Raw genomic sequence first — 23712 nt, 5'->3', positions numbered from 1 at the left:
AATGTGCGATTTTGACTTGACTGGGATAATGGTTGCGTGAGTGTCATCAGCCCTGCCCCAGAAACCGCATCCCCGAAGCCCGAAACAGCCCTGCGCATCGGGCCCATCGAGCTGTCCTCGCCCGTCGTGCTCGCGCCCATGGCCGGAATCACGAACACCGCCTTCCGCCGCCTGTGCCGCGAATACGGAGCCGGCCTGTACGTGACCGAAATGGTCACCACCCGGGCCTTGGTCGAGCGCAATCCGAAGACGATGCGCATCATCCACCACGAGCCCTATGAGACTCCGCGCTCCGTCCAGCTCTACGGAGTCGATCCGGTGACCATGGGCCAGGCCGTGCGGATGCTCGTCGAGGAGGACCGCGCCGATCACATCGACCTCAACTTCGGCTGCCCCGTCCCCAAGGTCACCCGCAAGGGAGGCGGCTCCGCGCTGCCGTGGAAGCAGGATCTGTTCAAATCCATCGTCACCACGGCCGTCACCGAGGCGGCCCGCCGGGACGTACCCGTGACCGTGAAGATGCGCAAGGGCATCGACGCCGACCACACGACCTTCCTCGACGCCGCCGAGACCGCGCGCAACGCCGGCGTCGCCGCCGTCGCACTGCACGGCCGCACCGCGGCCGATCTCTACTCGGGGACCGCGGACTGGGACGCGATCGCCCGGCTCAAGGACCACCTCGGCGACACCGTTCCGGTGCTCGGCAACGGTGATATCTTCGCCGCCGAGGATGCCCTGGACATGATGGCCAAGACCGGCTGCGACGGCGTCGTCATCGGGCGCGGCTGTCAGGGCCGGCCGTGGCTGTTCGGCGACCTCGCGAACGCGCTGAACGGCAGCGACGAACGCCACCGTCCCGGACTCGCCGAGGTGGCTCGTGCCGTGTACAAGCACGGCGAATACCTCGTCGATCACTTCGAGGACGAATTCCTCGGCGTCCGTGACCTGCGCAAGCACATCGCCTGGTACTTCAAGGGCTACCCCGTCGGGGGAGAGCTGCGCAGCCAGCTGGCTATGGTCTCCTCTCTCGAGGAACTCGCCGGGCTGCTCGACCAGCTCGACAAGACCGCGCCCTACCCGGGTGAAGCCGCCGAAGGGTCGCGCGGCCGCACCACCCGACCGAAGAAGCCGCACCTGCCCGAGGGGTGGTTGAACTCCCGCATCTTCGATCCCAGCGGGAAGTCGCTGCTGTCGGAGGCCGAACTCGACATCTCAGGAGGATGAGAATGCCCTTCGACACTCACCCGCACACCTCGGTGGGGACGGGGACCGTGGCGGTCTACTCGCCGTGGGACGAGGAGCGGTGGGTGAGCGAACCGGCGAAGAATCCGCGGCGCTCGGCTTTCCAGCGCGACCGAGCCCGCGTTCTCCACTCCTCGGGTCTGCGCCGCCTCGGCGCGAAGACCCAGGTCGTGTCCCCGGGCACGGACGATTTCGTCCGCACCCGTCTCACTCACTCCCTCGAGGTCGCCCAGGTCGGCCGCGAACTCGCCCGCTACCTCGGCTGCGATCCCGATATCGTCGACACCGCCTGCCTGTCCCACGACCTCGGACACCCTCCCTTCGGCCACCATGGTGAGACGATCCTCGATGCCCTGTGCGCAGACGTCGGCGGCTTCGAGGGCAATGCCCAGACCCTGCGTCTGGTCACCCGGATCGAACCGAAGGTCATCGCCGATGACGGTCGCCCGGCCGGCCTCAACCTCTCCCGCGCGAGCCTCGATGCACTGACGAAGTACCCATGGCCCCGAGCCGAAGCCACGGCCGGTCGCCGCGACTCCGGGGTGCGCAAATTCGGTGTCTACGATGACGACCGGGCTGTCTTCGACTTCTACCGCGACGGCATCGACAACGGCCAGAAATGCATCGAAGCCCAGGTCATGGACTTGGCCGACGACATCTCCTATTCCGTTCACGATGTCGAGGACGCCATCGTCGCAGGCCATCTGGACCTTGCCGACTTCGCCGCCGATGAGCGGCGGGCCGAGCTCTTCGGCATCACCCGTCAGTGGTACCTGCCGGAGACCACCGATGCGGAGATGGACAAGGCACTCGGCCGACTGCAGGCCGCCGCCTACTGGCCCAAGGAGGCCTTCGACGGATCCCGACGTGCTCAGGCTGGCCTCAAACACATGACCAGTCAGCTCATCGGGCGCTTCGTCGGCGCCGCGGAATCCGCGACCCGTGAGGAATTCGGCTGGGAGCCCCTCGCCCGATACTCGGCCTCGCTCGTCGTCCCCGAGACGACCACCGTCGAGATCGCCGTGCTCAAAGGCATGGCCACGCTGACGGTGATGGTCGCCGAGGATCGACTGCGGCTGCATGACATCCAGGCGGCAGTCATCAGCGAACTCGCCGAATGGTACTCGCAGTCACCGGACAAGCTCGATCCGATGTTCCGCGCCGACCACGCCGAGGCCGCCGACGACTCCGCACGACTGCGCGTCATCGTCGACCAGATCGCCTCCCTGACCGACCATTCCGCCTGGGCCCTGTACCACCACCTCAACGCCGGAGCGGAGGATCGGCTCTAGACCATGGCCGGACTCATCAAACGCGAGGACATCGACGAACTGCGCAGCCGCACCCGCATCGACGAGGTGATCGGGGAATTCGTCACCCTCAAGACCGCGGGCATCGGATCGCTGAAGGGACTGTGCCCGTTCCACGACGAGAAGACTCCGTCGTTCACGGTGCGTCCGCAGGTCGGGATGTACCACTGCTTCGGCTGCGGTGAGTCCGGAGACGTGTTCACCTTCCTGCAGAAGGTCGAACAGCTCAGCTTCGTCGAAGCCGTCGAGACGCTGGCCGGCAAGGCCGGAATGCACCTGCGCTACGAGGACGGGAAGGGCCCGGACCGGGAACAGGCCAGCCGCAGGCAGCGGTTGCTGGAGATGCACGAGGTCGCGGGGCGCTTCTTCGCCCAGGCCCTCGAGTCCGAGGCCGGGCAGATCGGCCGCGAGTTCCTGTCCGGCCGCGGTTTTCCCGCCGAGTCGAGCCGGGAGTTCGGCATCGGGTTCGCCCCGAAATCCTGGGATGCCCTGACGAGCCATCTGCGCAAGGCCGGCTTCACCGATGAGGAGATCCTCGCCGGCGGCTTGGCCAGCGAGGGCGGTCGGGGAATCTACGACCGATTCCGTGGTCGGGTGATCTGGCCGATCAAGGACATGACGTCCCGGACCATCGGCTTCGGTGCCCGTCGACTCTATGACGATGACAAAGGTCCGAAGTACCTCAACACTCCCGAGACCGCTCTCTATCACAAGAATCAGGTTCTCTACGGACTCGACCTGGCGAAGAAGTCGATCGCGAAGACCAAACGCGTCGTCGTCGTCGAGGGCTACACCGACGTCATGGCCGCCCACCTCGCCGGAGTCGACCAGGCCGTGGCCACCTGCGGCACGGCCTTCGGCGCCGAACACGTGAAGATCATCCGTCGTCTCCTCGGCGACGACCCGACCGGACAGGTGATCTTCACCTTCGATGGCGACGCCGCCGGTCAGAAGGCTGCGCTCAAGGCCTTCGAATTCGAGAACCTGTTCACCGCCCAGACCTTCGTCGCTGTCGAACCCGATGGCCTCGATCCCTGTGACCTGCGCATGCAGAAGGGCGACGCGGCCCTGCGCGAACTCATCGACGGCCGCAAGCCGCTCTTCGAGTTCGTCATCACCACCGCGATCTCCCGCTTCGACCTCGACACCGTCGAAGGACGGATCTCCGCGGTCCGCGCCGCCGCCGAGGTGCTCACCGACATCCGTGACCGCAACAGCCTCTCCCACTACTACCGGTTCGTCGCCGGTCGCATCGGCGTCGATATCGACGAGGTGGAGGCCGCGGTCCGCACCGCCGCCCGCCAACCGAAGCAGAACCGCCAGCCCGCCGAGGCGCCCGCCCGCCAGTCGTCCTACCGCGACGGCCCACCTCCGGCACCGAGCGCACCCGCACCCTCGTCGCCGGCCACATCCGGACCCGGGCACGGGTCAGGTTCGGGACGGGGGACCGGTCCCGGAACCGAGCCGGAAATCGCCCCGTCCGGAGGCGCACGGGGGCCCGGTCCCGCCTCGGCGGGGGAGGTCTCCGATGAACGCAGCATCGAATACGTCTACGATGAACGCCCTGACGTCTCGAACCTCTCGGCCCCGATCAGCCCCGCCCGGCTGAAGACGGAGAAGGGGGCTCTCATGGTCGCCCTCCAACATCCGGAGGTGGTCAATGCGAAGCTCTTCGACTCGCTGTCCGCGAAGGCCTTCGAGCACCCCGGCTACCGGCGGATCCAGGACGCCATCAAACAGGCCGGGGGACTGGGCGCAGCCGGCACGGCTCAGTCGAAATGGGCCGAACGCGTGCTCGACGCCGCAGCCGAGGACCTCAAGCCCTATGTGGCCCAGCTGCTCGTGACCCCGCTGCCTGTCATCGAGGGAGACGGGATCGATCGGTTCGCCCGCGGGATCGTCGCTCGCCTCTTCGACTACGACCTCGAACGCATCGCCAAGGAACTCCACTCCCGCCTGCAGCGCCAGGACACCGCCGACGGAGCAGGTCAGGCAGCACTGCTCGGTCAGCTGCAGACCCTCGAGCAGCACCGGGCACGGCTGAAGATGCTCATGTGAAAGACTGCGCACAGTGAAATAGTGCACAATTGCAGGTTTGCAGTTGGTGAAAGTTTGCATGTGGTGCAAAATGTACCTATGCCCGCTGAAGAATCCCTGCGCTCGAAAAAGGCGCGCCTGACTCGCAACGCCCTCCATGAAGCGGCGATCACTCGCGTGCTCGAAGACGGCTTGGCCTGCGCCACCGTGGCGACGATCGCCGCCGACGCAGGAGTGTCCACACGAACCTTCTTCAACTACTTCGAGACGAAGGAGGACGCGATCGTCGGCCTCGGAGCCGAGGTCGGCGTCGATGAGGGCCTCGCCTTCGACTATGTCCACAGCCCCGCCGGGCTCGACACGCTGGCCGAGGACACGGCGCTCTTCGTCCGCGAAGCGCTGCTCGTCGGCTCCGTCGATCCGAAACTTCCGGCGCGGCGACGCCGCCTCTTCGCGCTGTATCCGGAACTCGTGAGCAAGAGCTTCGACCGGGCAGAAGAACTCGAAGAGATCGTCACCGGTCACGTGCTCGACCGACTGCGACACCTCGGCCAGGAGTTCTCCTCAGAGGACTCCGCCTGGCGCAGCGCGCGCATGCTCACCCAACTCTGCCGGGTCCCGCTCAACCATGCGGGACAGGTGATCAAGGCCGATCCTGAGGCGGTCGAGGACAAAGGCGGCACCCAAGCGATCTTCGAAGACTCCCTGAACCTGTTCCGCAAGGTCCTGGACCGACTGCCATGACGAAAACTGTGATGAGAAGCAACCACGAACCCGATGAGAAGACGATGACGGCAACCACCTCGAAGAACTCCGCCCCGGCGGGACCCGACGCACAGACAGAGCCGATGGCCACCTCGGCGATCATTCTGCTCTTCGTGGGCCTGATGATCGCGATGTTCATGTTCTCACTCAACCAGACGGTGCTGGCGACCGCGCTGCCGACCATCGTCGGCGAACTCGACGGCGTTGACCAGATGCTGTGGGTCTCCACCGCATTCATGCTCGCTTCGACGATCATGATGCCCGTCTACGGCAAGGTCGGCGACCTGTTCGGACGCAAGCCGCTGTTCATGTTCGCCATCTGCTGCTTCCTGCTCGGCTCGGTCTTCGCCCTCATCGCGAATGAGATGTCGACGCTGATCTTCGGTCGAGTGCTCCAGGGCATCGGCGGCGGCGGAATGATGATCCTCTCGCAGTCGATCATCGCCTCCGTCGTCCCCGCCCGCGAACGCGGCAAATACATGGGCATCATGGGCGCCGCCTTCGCCGTGTCGTCCGTGGCCGGACCGCTGATCGGCGGCTGGCTGACCGAAGGACCCGGCTGGCGTTGGGCTTTCGCCATCAACTTCCCGTTGGGCATCATCGCCCTCATCGCCGCCGCCGTGTTCCTCAAAGTGCCCAAGCACACCAAGGGTGCCGGCCCTCGCCCGAAGATCGATGTCATCGGCATGGCGCTCATCTCGATCGTCACCTCCTGCATCGTGCTCACCTCCGCCTGGGGCGGACACGACTATGAATGGGGATCCTGGCAGATCAACGGGCTCATCGTCACCGGAATCATCGCCGCAGTCGCCTTCGTCTTCGTCGAACTCAAGGTCAGCGAACCGGTCATCCCGATGCACCTGTTCACCAACCGCGACTTCCTGCTGTGCACGATCGCCGGCCTCTTCGTCGGCATCGGCATGTTCGGTGTGCTCTCCTATATGCCGACCTACCTGCAGATGGTCCACGGAATCGATGCCACCGTCGCCGGTCTGATGATGGTGCCGATGATGGGCACCATGCTCGTGTCCTCGACGCTCGTCGGTTTCATCGTCTCCCGCACCGGCAAGTACAAGAAGTATCCTCTGACCGGCATCCTCATCATGGCCGCCTCGCTCGTTCTGCTCTCCCAGCTGAAGGCCGAGAGCGCGGCCTGGGAGACCATCGGCTGCCTGGCGCTGCTCGGACTCGGACTGGGCCTGAGCATGCAGACACTCGTCCTCGTCGTCCAGAACGCCTTCCCGGTGTCCATGGTCGGCACCGCGACCGCGTCGAACAACTACTTCCGTCAGGTCGGTGCCACACTCGGAATGGCCTTCATCGGATCCGTATTCACCCAGCGGCTCATGGACAACATCAAGTCCGGAATCACAGAGATCGCGAAGGCGGCCCCACACGGGCACATGCCCAAGATCTCCTCGACGGGGCTGACCCCGGAGATCGTGTCGAAGCTGCCGGAGCCGATGCACTCACTCATCATCACCTCCTACAACGACGCCCTCGTGCCCCTGTTCCTGTGGGTGGCTCCGCTGGCCGTCCTCGGTTTCGTCTTCCTCTGCTTCCTGCCGAACACTCCGCTGGCGCAGACACTGAAGAACGAACCGGCGAAGCGCGAGAGCCTCGATGTCGAAGCAGAGCGCGCGGGTGTCGTGTCCGCGCCGGTTTCCACCCCGGCAGAGACTTCATCGGTTAGTGTGGCAGAAAGCCCACTGTCCAAGGAGCCGAGGAATGACGGTACTGACCATACTCAACTCACCCGGGACCGAGATCCCCGCACTGATCACTGATCTGGGGGAGCTGGACGGGATCGAACTGCGCATCGCCGAGGCGTCGACCCTGGCCCAGGCGCTGCCCGGCACCGATGTGCTGCTGATGTGGGATTTCTTCTCCACCGCACTCAAGGACGCCTATGGCAGCGCCGACAGACTCGAGTGGGTCCATGCCGCGGCAGCGGGCGTGGACTCGCTCCTCTTCGATGAGCTCGTCGAATCACCGGTGACCGTGACGAACGCCCGCGGGATCTTCGACCGCCCGATCGCCGAATTCGTCCTCAGCTACATCCTCATGCACGCGAAGAGCTCGATCGGCTCGCTCGACGACCAAGCGGAGGGCAGGTGGAACCGCCGGTCGACCCGCGACATCGCCGGAACCAAGGCTCTCATCGTCGGTACCGGAGCCATCGGTCGAGGAATCGCACGCCTGCTGAAGGCCGTAGACATCGACGTCACCGGAGCCGGATCGCGCGCCCGCAGCGGCGACGCCGACTTCGGTGAGGTCATCGACTCCGCCACCCTGCCCGAACACGTGGCCGGATTCGACTGGGTCATCGACATCGCACCGCTGACGGAGAAGACCGAGAGACTCATCGGCGCCGAGGCGTTCGCCGCCATGGACGACACCGCCGTGTTCATCAATGTCGGACGCGGAGACACAGTCGACACCGACGCACTCGTCACCGCGCTGCGCGAGGGACAGATCGGCGGGGCCGGACTCGACGTCTTCGACGAAGAGCCGCTGCCCGCAGGCCATCCTCTGTGGTCGCTGGACAATGTCATCATCACCCCACATATGAGCGGTGATACCGACGGGTGGAGAATGCGACTGGCCGAGCAGTTCCACGCCCTGTTCGAACAGTATCTGGCCGGGGAGCAGTTCCCGCACACCGTGGACAAGCGGCTCGGGTACGTGCGGTGAGCCAGGCCGACGACCCCGCGGCACAGCGGGGCTTCCTGGCCAGGGTGATCGCCGAACTCATCGCCGTGCGCCGTGCCAGACTGCTGAGCATGCTGGTGCTCGCCCTGGCGATGCTCGTCGCCGGACTCGGGGCCGCCCTCCAAGCCCAAGGCGATCACATCGATGCGGTGCTGCTGTTCTCGGCGTTCAGCCTCATTATGATCGGCATCGTCTGCGCGCTGGGCGCGATCATCGCCTGGACGCGGATCAACCGGGACGTGCTCGACTCGATCGCTGCGTCGCGACCGGCTCGTGCCAAGGCGCCGCGGACGCGGAATGCCGGACTCGCCGTCGCGGTCGGCTTCGCCATCGTCGGGATCCTGTTCGGCATGCTGCTGTGGGCTGAGACTCCTATCCTGGCCGGCGCAGTCGTCATCGCCTGCCTGCTGCTGGCCTGCCTGGGTCCCATCTGGGCGAATGAGCTGGCAAATGCCGATGACCGACTCGCCGTCATCCTCGACAGCGACGATGATCTGGCGGAGCGGTTCGCCACATTCACCCCGATCTGGCTGCATGAGGCCATGGAGTCCGACGCCGCGAAGTAGGCAGAACACCTCGTTGCGGGCAGAACCTCTCGTTCCTACGGGAGGTTCTGTCATTCCCGAGAGGTTTCGGCAGGAGGTGTAGGGCGAGGCAGTACCGGTGAGAGATGGTGCGGCCGCGGGAGGTGTAGGGGGCGCGGCTAAGGGTGCGGGATGGCGACGGAGGTGAATGACGAAGGTGCCCGGAGTCGGAAGACTCCGGGCACCTGTCTCAGCCGGTCACCGAACGCTCATCCGAGCGTTTCGGTGGGCCGCCTCGGCGATATCAGGGAAATGCCGGGACGTCGACGTCCGCCATCTTGGCCACGCAGCGCACGACCTGGCAGGAGTAGCCGAATTCGTTGTCGTACCAGACGTAGACGACGACGCGGTCCTCATCGACGATCGTGGCCAGACCGTCGACGACACCGGCCCGCTTGGAGCCGACGAGGTCGGTGGACACGAGCTCGGGAGAGGTGACGTAGTCGACTTGGTTGCGCAGCGGCGAATGCATCGACACTTCGCGGAGGAACGTGTTGAGCTCGTCGACGGTGGTGGCGTTGTCCAGGTTGAGGTTGAGGATCGCCATGGACACGTTCGGGGTGGGTACGCGGATCGCATTGCCCGAGAGCTTCCCGGCCAGCTCCGGCAGAGCCTTGGCGACGGCCTTGGCGGCACCGGTCTCGGTGAGGACCATGTTGAGGCCGGCTGCACGGCCGCGGCGGGAGCCCTTGTGGAAGTTGTCGATGAGGTTCTGGTCGTTGGTGAACGAGTGGACCGTCTCGACGTGGCCGTTGCGGACACCGAACTTGTCGTTGATGGCCTTGAGCACCGGGGTGATCGCGTTCGTCGTGCACGAAGCTGCCGAGACGATGGTGTCCGTGTCGAGGATCGCGTCGTCATTGACTCCGAAGACGATGTTCTTGACATCGCCCTTGCCGGGAGCCGTGAGCAGGACCTTCGACGCACCGGGGCATGCGAGGTGCTTGGACAGTCCCTCTTCGTCGCGCCACTTTCCGGTGTTGTCGACGATGATGGCGTCGTTGATTCCGTAGGCGGTGTAGTCGACCTCCGAGGGGTCATTCGAGTAGATGACCTGGATGAGGGTGCCGTTGGCCTGGATGGTGCTGTTCTCTTCGTCGACGACGATGCTGCCGTCGAACGCGCCGTGCACCGAGTCGCGGCGCAGCAGGGAGGCGCGCTTGACGATGTCGTTCTCCCCATTGCGGCGCACGACGATCGCACGCAGACGCATGCCGGTGCCGCCGGCGCGGTCTATGAGGATGCGTGCGAGCAGACGGCCGATGCGACCGAAGCCGTAGAGGACGACGTCGCGGACCTCGCCCTTGCCGGACTGCGACTGAACGACTTCGGCGAGCTCGGCGGCGAGGAAGGCGTCGACATCGGCGTTCGGATCATCGAGCTTCTCGATGAGGCGTCCCAGATCGATGCGGGCCGGTGCCAGGTTGAGCCCCGACAGCGCCTTGACGATGCGGTGGGTGATCTGGATGTCGAGCTCTTCGCCGAGGAAGTGGCGAGCATAGCGGTGCGCCTTGATCATGCCGGTCACCGACTTGTTCAGCAGCGACCGCCCGAACAGGGTCAGCAGAACGTCGTTCTCACGGTACAGGCGTCCGACTAGCGGAATGAGTTCTTCGGCGGCGGTCTGCTTCTTCGCCCAATCGTTCAGGCGAGCAGTCGTAGCGTCAGTCAAAGGTCGTGTCCCCTCGGTCAGTTATAACGGATGCGCCCACAGTCTACCGTCTCGCCTATTCGCGATCGGACCGGCGTTCCTCGAAGCGTTTGAAGCCCAGCAGGGTCAGCGCCACGATTCCCGCGCCGGTGATGAGCGCGCCGAGGCTCTGTGCCTGCACCTTCGGTTCGACGAAGCGGTATTCCGGCTCCTCTTCGCGCGGCCGCGGTGGTTTCGCCGTGCCGATCCACGCGGCGATGAACAGGATGATGCGGGCGAAGACGTTGAGCGTGAGCATGATCGCGATGATCGATCCGAACACTCCGGCGGCCTTGTTCCCGGAGAAGAGATTGACGAGCACCGTGGAGAAGTTGATGAGGATGAGGAACGCGGTCGCGCCGATGAGCGAACCGCGGTTCTTCGCCTGCTTGTCGACCGGCTTCTCCGGCAGCATCGTGAACAGGAACCAGAAGATCAGCCAGGCGGCGCCGAAGGTGAGGATGACCGGAACGATGAACAGCAGACTGCCGGCGAATCCGCTGAGCCCGAGGAAGTCGGCGATCATCGAGCGCAGACCGGTGCCGACGACAGTGAGCGCCACGGCCAGGAGCAGGCCGATGATGAGTCCGATGAGGGTGACGACATTGCCGATGATCTTCGCGACGAACGACTTCTCCGGCACGGCATCGTCGAAGTCGTCGTGCAGCTGGGCTCGGACTGCGGCACCGAGGTTGCCGATGAATCCCTGACCTGTGTAGAGGCCGGTGAGGATACCGATGATTCCGACTGCCTGCCACTGCAACAGGTAGCTTTCGAGCTGCTCTGTCAGTGACTCATTCCCGGCGGTGAACGTCTCGATCTGCTTGGTGACCTCGGGAAGGAGCTCGGGTCGGGCGACGTCGAGGACGAAGCCGATGCTCGCGAGGCTGACCATGGCGATGGGCATGACCGCGAGAACGAGGAAGTAGGTGATCGCGGCACCGAACTGATTGCCCAGACGCTGTCCGAAACGCTGGACTGCGCGCATGAGGTGGGCAGGTCCGGGTCGACTGACGGCATTGTGGCCGACCTCAGCGACGGTGTTGCGCGAGGCCAGTACTTTGGCAGGTGCCACGTGTGTGCTCCTTCGATGCGTATCCGCAAGGTGCGTTCGTATTCCGGTCTGAGGTGTTCGTTTCCACACTAGCCGCTGTGAGCGTACTGTGAGCGGCAGGCCGCGCCCTTATCTAGACTTTTGATCATGCCGATCACCGATCCGTACGCTCCGATTGCCGATTTCGCACCCGTTGCCACCGACAGCCTCGCCGGCCTGCCCGCCGGCGGCGTCCCTGCCCGTGTCCTCGCTGCCGGCGGCAGCGCTGCGGACAACCTCAGCGGGTTCTCGGCCTGGACCGTGACGATCATGGAGACCCTGGGGCCGGCCGGTGTCGGGTTCATGGTCTTCCTCGACAACATCTTCCCGCCCATCCCCAGTGAGCTCGTTCTGCCTCTGGCCGGATTCACCTCCAGCCAGGGGCAGATGAACATCGTGGCCGCGATCGTCTTCGCCACGATCGGTTCGGTCGTCGGTGCGGTTCTGCTGTGGGCGCTGGGTAAGTGGATCGGCATCGAACGCATCGCCCGGATCGCGGTGAAGATGCCTTTGGTCGATGTCGACGATGTGCACAAGACCGTCGCCTGGTTCGACAAGCACGGGGACAAAGCCGTCTTCTTCGGGCGGATGATCCCGATCTTCCGGTCGCTCATCTCCATCCCCGCCGGAATGCGGGACATGCGACTGCTCAAGTTCCTGCTGCTGACCACGTCCGGCAGCGCGATCTGGAATACGATCCTCATCGTCGCAGGCTTCACCCTGGGCGAGAACTGGTCGGTTGTCGAGACCTACGCAGGCTATTTCCAGAACGTCGTCATCGTCGCCGTCGTCGTCTTCGTCATCGCGTGGATCGTGCTCAAGGTCCGCAAACAGCGACGGAAGAGGGCCGCAGGGCTCGATACGACGGAGAACGACCATATCGCGCCCGGCGAATTCGACGCCTGATGAGCCAGTTCGACTTCTGAGATCGAACCGCCTCGCCCGTGCGTCCGCCTCGCGCGAAGACCAGCTTCGCCCGGAGCCAGCAGGCCTCGGGCGAGCAGTTCACACAAGCATCAGCCCACCCAAGCCGCCGCGGTATGCGCGGGTGTGACCTCTTCGCCGGGCTTGACCGGTCCGGGAGCGGTGCCGTCGCCGAAGGGGGATCCGCCGAACTTCCGGTCGCGTCCGTGATCGCTGAGCCAACCCGAGAGGTCGGGGCCCTTCGGCACGATCTGCGTCGGGTTCACATCCTGGTGGACGATGTAGTAGTGCTGTTTGATCTGCACGAAGTCGACAGTGTCGCCGAAGCCTGGCGTCTGGTACAGGTCACGGGCGTAGCTCCACAGATTCTCGAACGCCGTGAGCGGCTGCCGGTTGCACTTGAAATGTCCGAAGTAGACGGGATCGAAGCGCACGAGTGTCGTGAACAGTCGCACGTCCGCCTCGGTGATGGTCTCACCCATGAGGAACCGTGACCGGCTGAGCCGATCCTCGATCGTGTCCAAAGCGGTGAACAGCCGATCGAAGGCGGCATCGTAGGCGTCCTGGGACCCTGCGAAACCGCAGCGGTAGACGCCGTTGTTGATCTCCGTGTAGATCAGCCGCATCACCTTCTCCATCTCCTCCCGGGATTCTTCGGGCCAGAGATTCGGTGCTCCCTCACGGTGATAGTCGGTCCACTGAGTGGAGAAGTCCTCCGTGATCTGTGGGAAGTCGTTGGTCACGACGACGCCGGTTGGCACGTCGACGACGGCCGGCACGGTGATTCCGCGCGGATAGTCCGGGTAGCGGGCGAAGAACGCCTGCTGCAGCCGTTCGATGCCGAGCACCGGATCCACCCCGCCCGGGTCGAGGTCGAACGTCCACGATCGCGCATCATGGGTGGGGCCGGGCATGCCGAGGGAGATGACGTCCTCGAGGCCGAGGAGGCGACGGACGATGATCGTCCGGTTCGCCCAGGGGCAGGCGCGGGCGGCGACGAGGCGATACCGACCCGGTTCGACGGGCCACTGAGCGTTCGGATCATTGAGGATGCGATCGTCGATGTAGTTCGTATCGCGGTTGAATTCCGCGCCTTCGGTCACGTAGCTGGGAGTGGGATCGGTGGTCTCGGACATGGCGCTGCCTCCAGTGAGATCGATGAGTTCGACTTCTGCGCTCAAGCTTACGACGCTGAGGCAAGCCCTCGCCGAGGCGGGACGACGTCACCGTTGCCGTGTCCTCCCGATTGGGAGGAGTCCGTCACCGTCCCCGAGGCGGGACGACGACGGCCCGGGACGGACCGTTCGAGTCCGTGCCCGGGCCGTACCCCGCAGGCTGAGTTCAGCGACTGTGTCTCAGTCGACAGCGATTGTGCCTCGGTCGACAGCGGCTGTGCGTCAGCCGGCGTAGAGCGCGTCGATCTCGGCGGCGAAGTCCTTGTTGATGAGGTGGCGCTTGACCGACTGCTTGGCGGAGAGGTAGCCATTCTCCTCGCTGAGTTCGATCGGCAGGATTGTGAACTTCTTGACCCCTTCGGCGCGTGAGACGGTCTTGTTCATCTGTTCGACGGCCTTGGCCACTTCGGCCTGGATCGCATCGTCCTCGGCGGCTTCGCGCAGACCCATCTGGGGCAGATCATGGTTCTTCAGCCAGCCCGGCAGCATCTCCGAATCGAGGAAGATCAGCGCCGAGACGAATTTGCGGTTCTCGCCGACGAGCACCGGCTGGCCGATGATCGGGTGGCGACGCAGCACATCCTCGAGCGGGGCCGGGGCGACGTTCTTGCCGCTGGAGGTCACGATGATCTCCTTCTTGCGGCCGTTGATCGTGAGGTAGCCGTCGTCATCGAGGGAGCCGAGGTCACCGGTGCCGAACCAGCCGTCATGGAACTCCTTGGCCGTGGCCTCCGGATTGTTCCAGTACTCGCGGAAGACCGGCGCGCCCTTGGCCAGGATCTCACCGTCGGGAGCGATCGCCACCGAGGCGCCCGGCAACGGAACGCCGACAGTTCCGATCTTCGACTTCTCCGGAATATTGACGGTGATCGGTGCCGTGGTCTCAGTGAGTCCGTAGCCTTCGAGAACGATGATGCCGAGTCCGCGGAAGAAGTGTCCGAGATGAGAGCCGAGTGCGCCGCCGCCGGAGACCGCGTGAGTGACGTTGCCGCCCATAACTGCGCGCAGCTTCGAATAGACGAGCTTGTCGAACAAGGCATGCTGGAGCTTGAGGGCGGTCGGCACCTTGCCGGTGTCGAGTGCCTTCGAGTAGGCGACGGCGACCTGCTCGGCGCGGCGGAAGATCTTCTCCTTGCCGCCTGCCTGGGCAGTTGTCAGTGCGGAATTGAACACCTTCTCGAAGACACGGGGCACACCGAGGATGAACGAGGGGCGGAAGCTGCCCATGGCGTCGGTGAGCTTCGTCAGATCCGACTGATGAGCGAGCAGAGCACCGTTGCTGATGGCCAGGACCTCGATGAACCGGGCGAAGACGTGAGCCTGCGGCAGGAACAGCAGGCAGCGCATATTCGTGTCGAGAACACTGGGGATCTGGTGGCGAGCGGCTTGGGCGGTCTGCACGAAGTTCGCGTGGGTGAGCACACAGCCCTTGGGCTTTCCGGTGGTGCCGGAGGTGTAGATGATCGTCGCCACGGAATCGGAGCCGACCTGCGAGCGAGCGGCTTCGAGCTCTTCATCGGTGACGGCCTTGCCGGCTTCGGCGAGATCGGCGAAAGCGCCGTCGTCCCAGACCCGCAGGGCCGGTTGTTCCCGTCCGGCGGTCTCGGCCGCCGCCCGCACCCGATCGGCGTGCTCGCGTGATGCGACGAGCCCACGAGTGACATCGGCGTCGGTGAGCATCCAGCTGAGCTGGCTCTCCGAAGAGGTGTCGTAGAACGGCACGGAGATTCCCCCGGCGTACCAGATGGCATAGTCGCTGAGCGTCCACTCATACGAGGTGGGGCCGAAGATCGCGATCCGGTCACCGACTTCCACGCCCAAGGCGATGAGGCCCTTCGCGGCCGCCTTGACCTCTGCGAGGAATTCGGCCGCGGTCAGTTCGTTCCAACCGTCTCCGTCGGGCTTGGCGACCAGAGGGCGGCTGGGGTTCTCAGCGACTGTGCTGAGGAAGATATCGGTGGTCGACGAGGCGGTATCGACCTCGAAACCGACGACGGGTGTTGACGACTGCGGCATGGTCGTTGAGCTCATGAGTCTCCTTCGAGGACGTAAGTTACTGATCGGTTATCTTACAGTTCGGCCGGGTCTCAGTGAAATCGATCACGTTTGCCGAGATAACCGGCGTCCGCTGACCTGTGAGCAGTCTAACCAAGTCGAATCAAGGGGTGTTCAGAGTACGATGGTCAGAACCCGCTCACGTCTGTTCAGCGAAGGAAGGTAATGACGACGAACCCTGAGGAGACCGGTTTCCGCTATGACGCGGCGCTGGCCGAAAAGATCGAGAAGTCGTGGCAGCGCACTTGGGAGGAATCGGGCACGTTCCACACCCCGAACCCCACCGGAGACCTCGGCGAGCTTGACTCCCAGGATGCTTCGTCGCCCTACGGTCCGCCGGCCGACCTGAGCGAGCGCGAGTCCCTGTACATCATGGACATGTTCCCGTACCCCTCCGGTGTGGGACTGCACGTCGGCCACCCGCTGGGCTACCTCGGCACCGACGTCTACGGCCGCTATCAGCGGATGCGCGGACACAATGTCATGCACGCCCTGTCCTACGACGCCTTCGGACTGCCCGCCGATCTCTACGCGGTGCAGACCGGTCAGCACCCGCGCATCACCACCGATGCCAATATCGCGAACATGACCGAGCAGCTGCGTCGCCTGGGGTTGGCCCACGACGTGCGCCGCCGCTTCGCCACGACAGACGACGAATTCGTCAGATGGACGCAGTGGATCTTCCTGCAGATCTTCAACTCCTGGTACGACACGGAGGCGACCACCCCCGATGGTGAAGCCAAGGGCGCGGCTCGTCCGATCGACACGCTCATCGAGCAGTTCGCCTCCGGTGCACGCCCCACACCCGACGGCCGCGCCTGGTCGGAGCTGAGCCCGGCGGAGCGCGAGAACGTCCTGCAGGGTTACCGCCTCGCCTACGTCTCCGAATCCCCGGTCAACTGGTGCCCCGGGCTGGGCACCGTGCTGGCCAATGAAGAGGTCACCGCCGAGGGTCTGTCCGAGCGCGGAAACTACCCGGTCTTCACCCGCCGTCTGCGCCAGTGGAACATGCGCATCACCGCCTACGCCGACCGCCTCATCGACGACCTCGACGTACTGGACTGGCCACATGCGATCCATGCGATGCAGGTCAACTGGATCGGGCGGTCGAAGGGCGCCCTGCTGCGCCTGCCCATCGCCGGTGACGATGCTTCCGACATCGAGGTCTACACCACCCGCCCGGACACCCTGTTCGGCGCCACCTACCTCGTCCTCAGCCCCGAACACCCGCAGGTCGCCGACCTGACCGCTGAGTCCTGGGATGAGACGACCCCCGAATCCTGGCGCGGGGGAGAGGCCACCCCCGCCGGGGCGATCGCCGCCTACCAGCGCGCCGCTGCGGCCAAGACCGACGCCGACCGGCAGCAGAGCCGGGAGAAGACCGGCATCTTCACCGGCTCCTATGCGCTCAACCCGGCCACCGGGGCACAGGTTCCGATCTTCATCGCCGACTATGTGCTCATGGGCTACGGCACCGGAGCGATCATGGCCGTGCCGGCCGAAGACGCTCGTGACTGGGACTTCGCAAAGGCCTTCGGACTGCCCTATATCCGCACCGTGCAGCCTCCCGCCGACCACGACGAGGACGCGCCGTTCACCGGCACCGGAGTGATGATCAACTCGGCCAATGCCGAGATCGACATCAACGGCCTCGAGATCGACGCGGCGAAGGCCCGGGTCACCGAATGGCTGGCCGGAAAGGGACTGGCCACCGAGTCCACCCAGTACCGCCTGCGCGACTGGCTGTTCTCGCGCCAGCGCTACTGGGGCGAACCGTTCCCGATCGTCTACGACGAGAACGGCACCCCGATCGCTCTGCCCGACGAGATGCTGCCCGTCCAGCTGCCCGAAGTCGACGATTTCGCACCGCGGACCTACGCGCCCGACGATGCCGACAGCCGTCCCGAACCGGCGCTGAGCCGGAACCAGGAATGGACGAGCATCGAACTCGACCTCGGCGACGGTCCGAAGACCTACCAGCGTGAGACGAACACGATGCCCAACTGGGCCGGATCCTCGTGGTACCAGCTGCGCTACGCGGACCCGCACAACGACGACCGTCTCGTCGACCCCGCCAACGAGAAGTACTGGCTGGGACCGCGGGCCTCGAAGCCGCGCGGCGGCGCCGACCTCTACGTCGGCGGGCAGGAGCACGCTGTGCTCCACCTGCTCTATGCCCGCTTCTGGCACAAGATCCTCTTCGACCTCGGGCACATCTCCTCGTCCGAGCCGTTCCACCGCCTGGTCAACCAGGGATACATCCAGGCCTATGCGTACACCGATTCCCGCGGCGTCTACGTCCCCGCCGCCGAGGTGGAGGAGAGGACCGAATCGAACGGTGAGCTGACGTTCTGGTACGACGGCGAACAGGTCAACCGGGAGTACGGAAAGATCGGCAAATCGCTGAAGAACTCCGTCATGCCCGACGAGATGTACGACGCCTTCGGTGCCGACACCTTCCGCGTCTACGAGATGTCGATGGGCCCGTTGGAGCAGGACCGTCCCTGGGACACCCGCGCCGTCGTCGGCGCACAGCGGTTCCTGCAGCGCGTGTGGCGACTCTTCGTCGACGAGACCACCGGCGGGTCCGTGGTCGCAGACGGTGAGGCCGACGCCGAATCGCTCAAGGTCCTCCACCAGGTCATCGACGGTGTGCGCGAAGACATGGACCATCTGCGGTTCAACACCGCGATCTCCAAGCTCATCGTGCTCACCAACCATGCCACCAAACAGGGCGGTGCGACCCGGGACGTCCTCGAACCGCTGACGATCATGCTCGCGCCCTTCGCCCCGCACCTGGCCGAAGAGCTGTGGTCACGTCTCGGACACGAGTCGACGGTCACCTATGCGGCCTTCCCCGAGGCGGACCCGAAGCACCTCGTCGCCGAGACCGTGACCTGCGTGGTCCAGGTCAAGGGCAAGGTGCGCGCACGGCTCGAGGTGGCCCCGGACATCCCCGCAGAAGAGCTCGAGAAGCTGGCGCTCGAATCGCCGAACGCCGTCAAGGCCCTCGGCGGCGCCGGAGTGCGCAAGGTGATCGTGCGAGCCCCCAAGCTCGTCAACATCGTCCCCGACGCCTGAGACCCGGCCGATACTTCGCCGTAACACGGCATCTGGGAGACTGCATGAGTGCGGGCGCCGGAACGCGGCGCTTCGTCCCCGACTACGACTGGTGAGAGCATGACGAACGACAGAGTTCAAGACGAGATCCGGCACGCCCTCGGCGTGCGACCGCAGATCGACCCGGCGACGGAGATCGCCCGCCGTGTCGAGTTCCTCGTCGACTATGTGCTCACCACCGGGGTCAGAGGACTCGTGCTCGGCATCAGCGGCGGACAGGACTCCACACTGGCCGGCAGGCTCTGCCAGCTGGCGGTGGAGGACCTGCGCCGCCGCGGGGCCGACGCCGAGTTCTGGGCCGTGCGCCTGCCTCACCATGTGCAGACCGATGAGGGCGACGCCCAGGATGCTCTGTCGTTCATCGCCGCCGATCATGAGCTGGCAATCAACATCGGAGCCGCCACGGATGCGGCCGCCGAGGAGTACGAGAAGGCCACCGGAGAGCCGATCACCGATTTCGGCAAGGGCAACGTCAAGGCCCGGATGCGGATGATCGCTCAGTTCGAGCTGGCAGGGGAGAAGAAGGCACTCGTCGTCGGCACGGATCACGCCGCCGAGGCGGTCACCGGGTTCTTCACGAAGTTCGGTGACGGCGCGGCCGACGTCATCCCCCTGGCAGGTCTGAACAAGCGGCAGGGGCGGGAACTGCTGCGCCACCTCGGCGCTCCCGAACATCTCATCGTCAAGGCCCCCACCGCGGATCTGCTCGATGACGAACCCGGGCAGACGGACGAATCGTCGCTGGGTCTGACCTACGACCAGATCGATGACTTCCTCGAGGGGAAGGAGATCGAGCCTGCGGCCGCCTCGGCGCTCATCGAGAAGTACCGCCGCTCAGAGCACAAACGGCGCACGCCTGTGGCTCCGGTCGATTCCTGGTGGATCCGGCACTGAGCCTCAGTCGTTGAACGGCGGCGTGCCTGAGACGAGTCCGAGTTCGAGGGCTGTCTGGTTGAACTCCCAACGGGAGGAGACGAATTCGTCGCTGAGGCGTTCACCCCGGCTCTGAGCCTCGGTGTAACCGCGCCAGCCGTCCTTGCGGGCATCGCCGGGACGGATCTCACGGGTGCCGGCATCATCGGGAGAGACCTGGGTCTCCTCCTTCACCCAGATCGACAGGCCCTCGGCTGCCCGATAGAGGTTCATGAACGCGGTGTGCGAACGCGGGTTGTCGAAGCTGGCCTTCTTGAACTCGGCACAGAAGGTGTTGAGCGGCTCGAGTTCGTCGACGGCGACGGTGGCGAAGGTCGCGTCGAGTCGCAGGGACTGGACGAGGCCCGACGAATCCGGGATGAGCTCGAGGATGCGACGGGCGCGACGCTCATCGGGAAGCAGCTCGACCTTGTCCTCCACCGGGGTCAGTCCGAGAGTGTCCATCCGCCCGCGCTCGACGCTGAGCTGTTGGCGCAGTGCGTCGATCTGCTGTTGAGCACGTCGCCATTCGCCGTGGAACATCAGCAACGCGGCGATCACGCCGAGGCACAGCACGAGTCCGATGATCCAGGCTGCAGAGTGCAGCCCGGGGATGGCGAAGGCGATGATGCCGAGCACGGTGAGCACCGCAAACGTCACGGCGGCCGGTGAGTTGGTGAGGAAATCAAGGAAACGCTTCACAATTCCAAGCCTACTGTTTCAACCTCCACATATCGTGCAACCGGGTGGCATATAGTGTGGTCGAAAACGCATGCCAATACCCAGGAGAGCTCGGTTTGAAGATTTCAGTCATCGGTTGCGGATATCTGGGCGCGGTCCATGCGGCGGCCATGGCGTCTCTGGGCCATGAGGTCACGGGAGTCGATGTCGACACGGAGAAGGTCGAGGCCCTGACCTCCGGTCGTCCGCCCTTCTACGAACCGGGACTGAGTGAACTCCTCGTGAAGGCTCAGGAGCGCGGAAAACTCGAATTCACCACCGAGATCTCCCGCGCCGCCGACGCCACCGTGCACTTCGTATGTGTAGGCACTCCGCAGAAGCCCGGTGAGTTCGCCGCCGATGTCACCTATGTCGATGCGGCCGTGGAATCCCTGCACCCGCACCTGACTGCGACGTCGGTGGTTGTGGGAAAGTCGACCGTTCCCGTGGGCACCGCCGAGCGTCTGGCCGGTATCATCGCCGACACCGGCGCCGCCATGATGTGGAACCCGGAATTCCTGCGCGAGGGTCATGCTGTCGAGGACACCCTCCACCCGAACCGTCTCGTGTACGGAGTCGCCGACGGTGAGCCGGGGCAGGCCGCGGCCGCCACCCTCGACGAGGTCTACGCCTCGATCCTCGCCGAAGACACGCCCCGGATGATCACTGACTTCGCGACCGCCGAGCTGGTCAAGACCGCGGCGAACTCGTTCCTGGCCACGAAGATCTCATTCATCAACGCCATGGCCGAACTCTGCGAAGCATCGGGAGCCGATGTCACCCAGCTCGCCGACGCGATCGGCATGGATGATCGGATCGGCCGCAAGTTCCTCAACGCCGGGCTCGGATTCGGCGGCGGATGCCTGCCCAAGGACATCCGCGCCTTCATGGCCAGAGCCGGGGAGCTCGGCGCCGACCAGGCGGTGGCGTTCCTCAAGGAGATCGACTCGATCAACATGCGCCGTCGTGTGCGGATGGTCGACATCGCCCGCGATGCCCTGGGCGGGTCGTTCATCGGCAAGAAGATCACCATCCTCGGCGCCGCGTTCAAGCCCGACAGCGATGACGTTCGTGACTCTCCGGCCCTGGCCGTGGCCAGGCTCATCGCCACCCAGGGCGGGCTGGTCACCGTCACCGATCCGCAGGCGATCGGGAATGCGCAGAAGTCGTTCCCCGAACTCGACTACGTCGCCGACACCGCCGAGGCGATCACCGGGGCGCAAGCAGTGCTGCTGTTGACGGAATGGCGCGAATACCGCGACCTCGACCCGGCGGCGACCGCCGAACTCGTGAGTGGGAAAGTGCTCGTCGACGGCCGCAACGTGCTCACTCCCGAACTGTGGCGGGCAGCGGGCTGGACCTACCGAGCCCTGGGCCGTCCATGAGAATCGGGCTGGTCACCGACTCCACGGCGCAGCTCTCCGCGGACGAACGCGAAGCGCTCAGCGAGACCACTGGCGGTCTCTTCGCCGTGGTGCCGCTGACCGTGCTCATCGGCGGAGTCGCCTTCGCCGACGGTGAGGTCGATGCCGGGCATCTGTGCGCGAAGATGACCGACGGAGTCGAGGTCACCACGTCCATGGCCACCCCGGCCCAGTTCTCCGACGCCTATGCACGGCTGCACGAGGACGGCGCGGAAGCCATCATCGTCGTGACCATGTCCGCGGAGCTCTCCGGCACCCGCGATTCCGCGGTCAAGGCCGCCGAAGCCGAAGACATCCTCGTCGATGTCGTCGACTCGAGGACCACCTCGGCGGGACTGGCCGGGGCACTGTCTGTGGCCGTGGCCGGGATCCGGCAGGGACTCGACGTCGAATCGATCGCCGGAACCATCGCCGACTGGTGCGCGGCCGAGACCCGTTCCGTGTTCGCCCCCGGCAGCCTCGAACACCTGCGCCGAGGCGGCCGGATCGGCGCCGCGTCCTCCTTGCTCGGCCGGGCCCTGCAGATCGTCCCCGTGCTCGGTCTCAGCGCTGGAGTCGTCGTTCCGCTGGCCCGGGTGCGCACTCGCACCAAGGCCCTGGAGAAGATCGTCGCGTTGGCCGCGCAGGCCGCTGCGGAGGTGGCCGATCCGGAAGACATCGTGCACGTCGAGGTCCAGAACGCCGAAGGGGAGATGGACACAGCGGATGCCGAACTGCTGAGTTCACGGCTGCGCGAGCTCGGATTCGACTCGTCGTTCAGGACGCTGTCGACGATCATCACCGCGCACGTCGGCCCCGGCACGGTCGGTGTGACCGTGCAGACCACACCCTGACTCACACATTCCTGCCTGGGGATGCTCGGGTGACTTGATCACCTCTGCCCTGTGGACGCAGATGCTCTGTCCACAGGCGACGATTCTGCCCTGGCCGCTGCGTGCCGGCGCTTCCTAATCTCGGACCATGGCTGTGTCTCCGGATGATCGTTTCGCCGGCCTCCTGGGCGCCAGTGCCGAGCGCGGCGGTTGGGTGCCGGGCGACGTCTACACCGCCGACACCGCCGGTGACGAAGAACCCGTCGAACCCCGTCGCGTGCGTCTGCCCGTGCTGGCGGCTCTCGGCATCGCCACGGTCGGAATCCTCGTCCTCGCCTTCTTCCTCTTCCGCCCCGCTCCACAGCATTCGCCCGTGGGCAACGGTGACGATCCCAGCCAAGGCGCGGAAGCCGATCAGTCGCCTGCCGCGACCAGCAAGGGAGGTGAAACAGGCGAAACCGGTGCGGGATCGGCCGAGGGAACGGCGGGAGCAGCCGCGGGAAAGGAGGGAGCCGCCTCGGCGAAGTCGGCGAATGCGAACGGGGAAGTGATCGTCCATATCACCGGAGCGGTCAACGACCCTTCCGTGGTCACGCTGAAGGCGGGTGCGAGGGTCCAAGACGCTGTCGAAGCCGCCGGCGGGCTGAGCGCAGGAGCCGACAGCGAAGCGGTGAACTTAGCGCGGGTGGTCGCCGACGGTGAGCAGATCCACATCCCGGCTGAAGGAGAAGAACCGGCAGCCGACGTCGATGGTGCCGAGGCGAACGGGACCGGTCAGGACGGAACGGGCTCGGCCGGAAGTGGGAGAGCGGGCGCGGGTGGAGACGGCGGCTCGCCGGGAACCGTCGATTCATCAGCCGCGGCGAGTGGTGGGGCACCCGGCCAGGCGGGAAAGGTCGATCTCAACACCGCCGATGCCACCACCCTGGAGACGCTGCCCGGGGTCGGACCCGTCACCGCCGAGGCGATCATCAGCCACCGCAGCCAGCAGCCGTTCGCGAGCGTCGAGGATCTGCTGCTCGTCAAAGGCATCGGGCCGAAGACCTTCGAAAGCCTCAAAGACCTTGTCACCGTCGGCTGACCCGGGCCCCGCAGCCGTACACACACGGCTGCGAACGAGGCGATCTCGGCAGCAGG

At 65.3% G+C, this 23712-nt stretch carries 18 protein-coding genes; 13 read left to right on the top strand and 5 right to left on the bottom strand.

Going from position 1 to position 23712, the window contains the following annotated elements:
• Positions 1 to 36: 36 nt before the first annotated feature.
• The 7 genes from dusB (at position 37) to LJ362_RS09445 (ending at position 8632) form a co-directional block, all read left to right on the top strand.
• Positions 37 to 1224 (top strand): tRNA dihydrouridine synthase DusB, encoded by a 1188-nt coding sequence (dusB, locus tag LJ362_RS09475; RefSeq protein ID WP_264798815.1) that lies wholly within the window; start codon positions 37 to 39, stop codon positions 1222 to 1224.
• A 2-nt stretch (positions 1225 to 1226) separates the two neighbouring features.
• A complete protein-coding gene (locus LJ362_RS09470; RefSeq protein WP_264798813.1) occupies positions 1227 to 2534 on the top strand; it encodes a deoxyguanosinetriphosphate triphosphohydrolase in 1308 nt (435 codons plus the stop codon).
• Between the two features lie 3 nt (positions 2535 to 2537).
• Positions 2538 to 4610: a DNA primase gene (gene dnaG / locus LJ362_RS09465; protein WP_264798811.1), complete on the top strand. Its 2073-nt coding sequence runs from the start codon at positions 2538 to 2540 to the stop codon at positions 4608 to 4610.
• A 78-nt stretch (positions 4611 to 4688) separates the two neighbouring features.
• A complete protein-coding gene (locus LJ362_RS09460; RefSeq protein WP_264798809.1) occupies positions 4689 to 5333 on the top strand; it encodes a TetR/AcrR family transcriptional regulator in 645 nt (214 codons plus the stop codon).
• A gap of 11 nt (positions 5334 to 5344) precedes the next feature.
• A complete protein-coding gene (locus LJ362_RS09455; protein ID WP_264798807.1) occupies positions 5345 to 7141 on the top strand; it encodes an MDR family MFS transporter in 1797 nt (598 codons plus the stop codon).
• Positions 7083 to 8048, top strand: coding sequence for a D-2-hydroxyacid dehydrogenase (locus LJ362_RS09450; protein WP_264798806.1), 966 nt, complete (start codon positions 7083 to 7085; stop codon positions 8046 to 8048). Before LJ362_RS09455 ends, LJ362_RS09450 begins: the two co-directional genes overlap by 59 nt.
• Complete coding sequence (locus LJ362_RS09445; RefSeq protein ID WP_264798805.1) at positions 8045 to 8632, top strand: hypothetical protein; 588 nt, start codon at positions 8045 to 8047, stop codon at positions 8630 to 8632. The genes LJ362_RS09450 and LJ362_RS09445 overlap by 4 nt, the downstream gene beginning before the upstream one ends.
• Positions 8633 to 8894: 262 nt before the next feature.
• On the opposite strand, the gene LJ362_RS09440 is transcribed toward LJ362_RS09445, so the two are convergent.
• Both LJ362_RS09440 and LJ362_RS09435 read right to left on the bottom strand, forming a co-directional pair.
• Entirely contained in the window at positions 8895 to 10322 is a 1428-nt protein-coding gene (locus LJ362_RS09440) for a glyceraldehyde-3-phosphate dehydrogenase (protein WP_264798804.1), read from the bottom strand.
• A 55-nt stretch (positions 10323 to 10377) separates the two neighbouring features.
• A complete protein-coding gene (locus tag LJ362_RS09435) occupies positions 10378 to 11415 on the bottom strand; it encodes a YhjD/YihY/BrkB family envelope integrity protein (RefSeq protein ID WP_264798803.1) in 1038 nt (345 codons plus the stop codon).
• Between the two features lie 288 nt (positions 11416 to 11703).
• Here LJ362_RS09435 and LJ362_RS09430 point away from each other — a divergent pair, with 288 nt between their 5' ends.
• Positions 11704 to 12339: a DedA family protein gene (locus tag LJ362_RS09430; protein WP_264801816.1), complete on the top strand. Its 636-nt coding sequence runs from the start codon at positions 11704 to 11706 to the stop codon at positions 12337 to 12339.
• A gap of 110 nt (positions 12340 to 12449) precedes the next feature.
• Here the strand turns inward: LJ362_RS09430 and LJ362_RS09425 are convergent, their stop codons facing one another.
• Both LJ362_RS09425 and LJ362_RS09420 read right to left on the bottom strand, forming a co-directional pair.
• Positions 12450 to 13493, bottom strand: coding sequence for a glutathione S-transferase C-terminal domain-containing protein (locus LJ362_RS09425; RefSeq protein WP_264801815.1), 1044 nt, complete (start codon positions 13491 to 13493; stop codon positions 12450 to 12452).
• 261 nt (positions 13494 to 13754) lie between these two features.
• On the bottom strand, positions 13755 to 15563 hold the full coding sequence (locus tag LJ362_RS09420; protein ID WP_264798802.1) for an AMP-dependent synthetase/ligase: 1809 nt from the start codon (positions 15561 to 15563) through the stop codon (positions 13755 to 13757).
• A gap of 189 nt (positions 15564 to 15752) precedes the next feature.
• On the opposite strand from LJ362_RS09420, the gene leuS reads away from it, so the two are divergent.
• Positions 15753 to 18668, top strand: coding sequence for a leucine--tRNA ligase (gene leuS, locus LJ362_RS09415; RefSeq protein ID WP_264798801.1), 2916 nt, complete (start codon positions 15753 to 15755; stop codon positions 18666 to 18668).
• Positions 18669 to 18767: 99 nt separating this feature from the next.
• On the top strand, positions 18768 to 19601 hold the full coding sequence (gene nadE, locus LJ362_RS09410; protein WP_264798800.1) for an ammonia-dependent NAD(+) synthetase: 834 nt from the start codon (positions 18768 to 18770) through the stop codon (positions 19599 to 19601).
• A gap of 3 nt (positions 19602 to 19604) precedes the next feature.
• On the opposite strand, the gene LJ362_RS09405 is transcribed toward nadE, so the two are convergent.
• A complete protein-coding gene (locus tag LJ362_RS09405) occupies positions 19605 to 20321 on the bottom strand; it encodes a hypothetical protein (RefSeq protein WP_264798799.1) in 717 nt (238 codons plus the stop codon).
• 95 nt (positions 20322 to 20416) lie between these two features.
• On the opposite strand from LJ362_RS09405, the gene LJ362_RS09400 reads away from it, so the two are divergent.
• From LJ362_RS09400 to LJ362_RS09390, 3 genes are all read left to right on the top strand, one after another.
• On the top strand, positions 20417 to 21724 hold the full coding sequence (locus tag LJ362_RS09400) for a UDP-glucose dehydrogenase family protein (RefSeq protein WP_139467380.1): 1308 nt from the start codon (positions 20417 to 20419) through the stop codon (positions 21722 to 21724).
• Positions 21721 to 22596 (top strand): DegV family protein, encoded by an 876-nt coding sequence (locus LJ362_RS09395; RefSeq protein ID WP_264798797.1) that lies wholly within the window; start codon positions 21721 to 21723, stop codon positions 22594 to 22596. Before LJ362_RS09400 ends, LJ362_RS09395 begins: the two co-directional genes overlap by 4 nt.
• Before the next feature lie 127 nt (positions 22597 to 22723).
• Entirely contained in the window at positions 22724 to 23656 is a 933-nt protein-coding gene (locus LJ362_RS09390; RefSeq protein WP_264798795.1) for a ComEA family DNA-binding protein, read from the top strand.
• Positions 23657 to 23712: the final 56 nt, after the last annotated feature.

Source organism: Brevibacterium sp. JSBI002 (genome assembly GCF_026013965.1).
GTDB lineage: Bacteria > Actinomycetota > Actinomycetes > Actinomycetales > Brevibacteriaceae > Brevibacterium.
The sequence above is the reverse complement of the archived record's forward strand: the minus strand, read 5'-3'. Positions and strand labels throughout refer to the sequence as shown.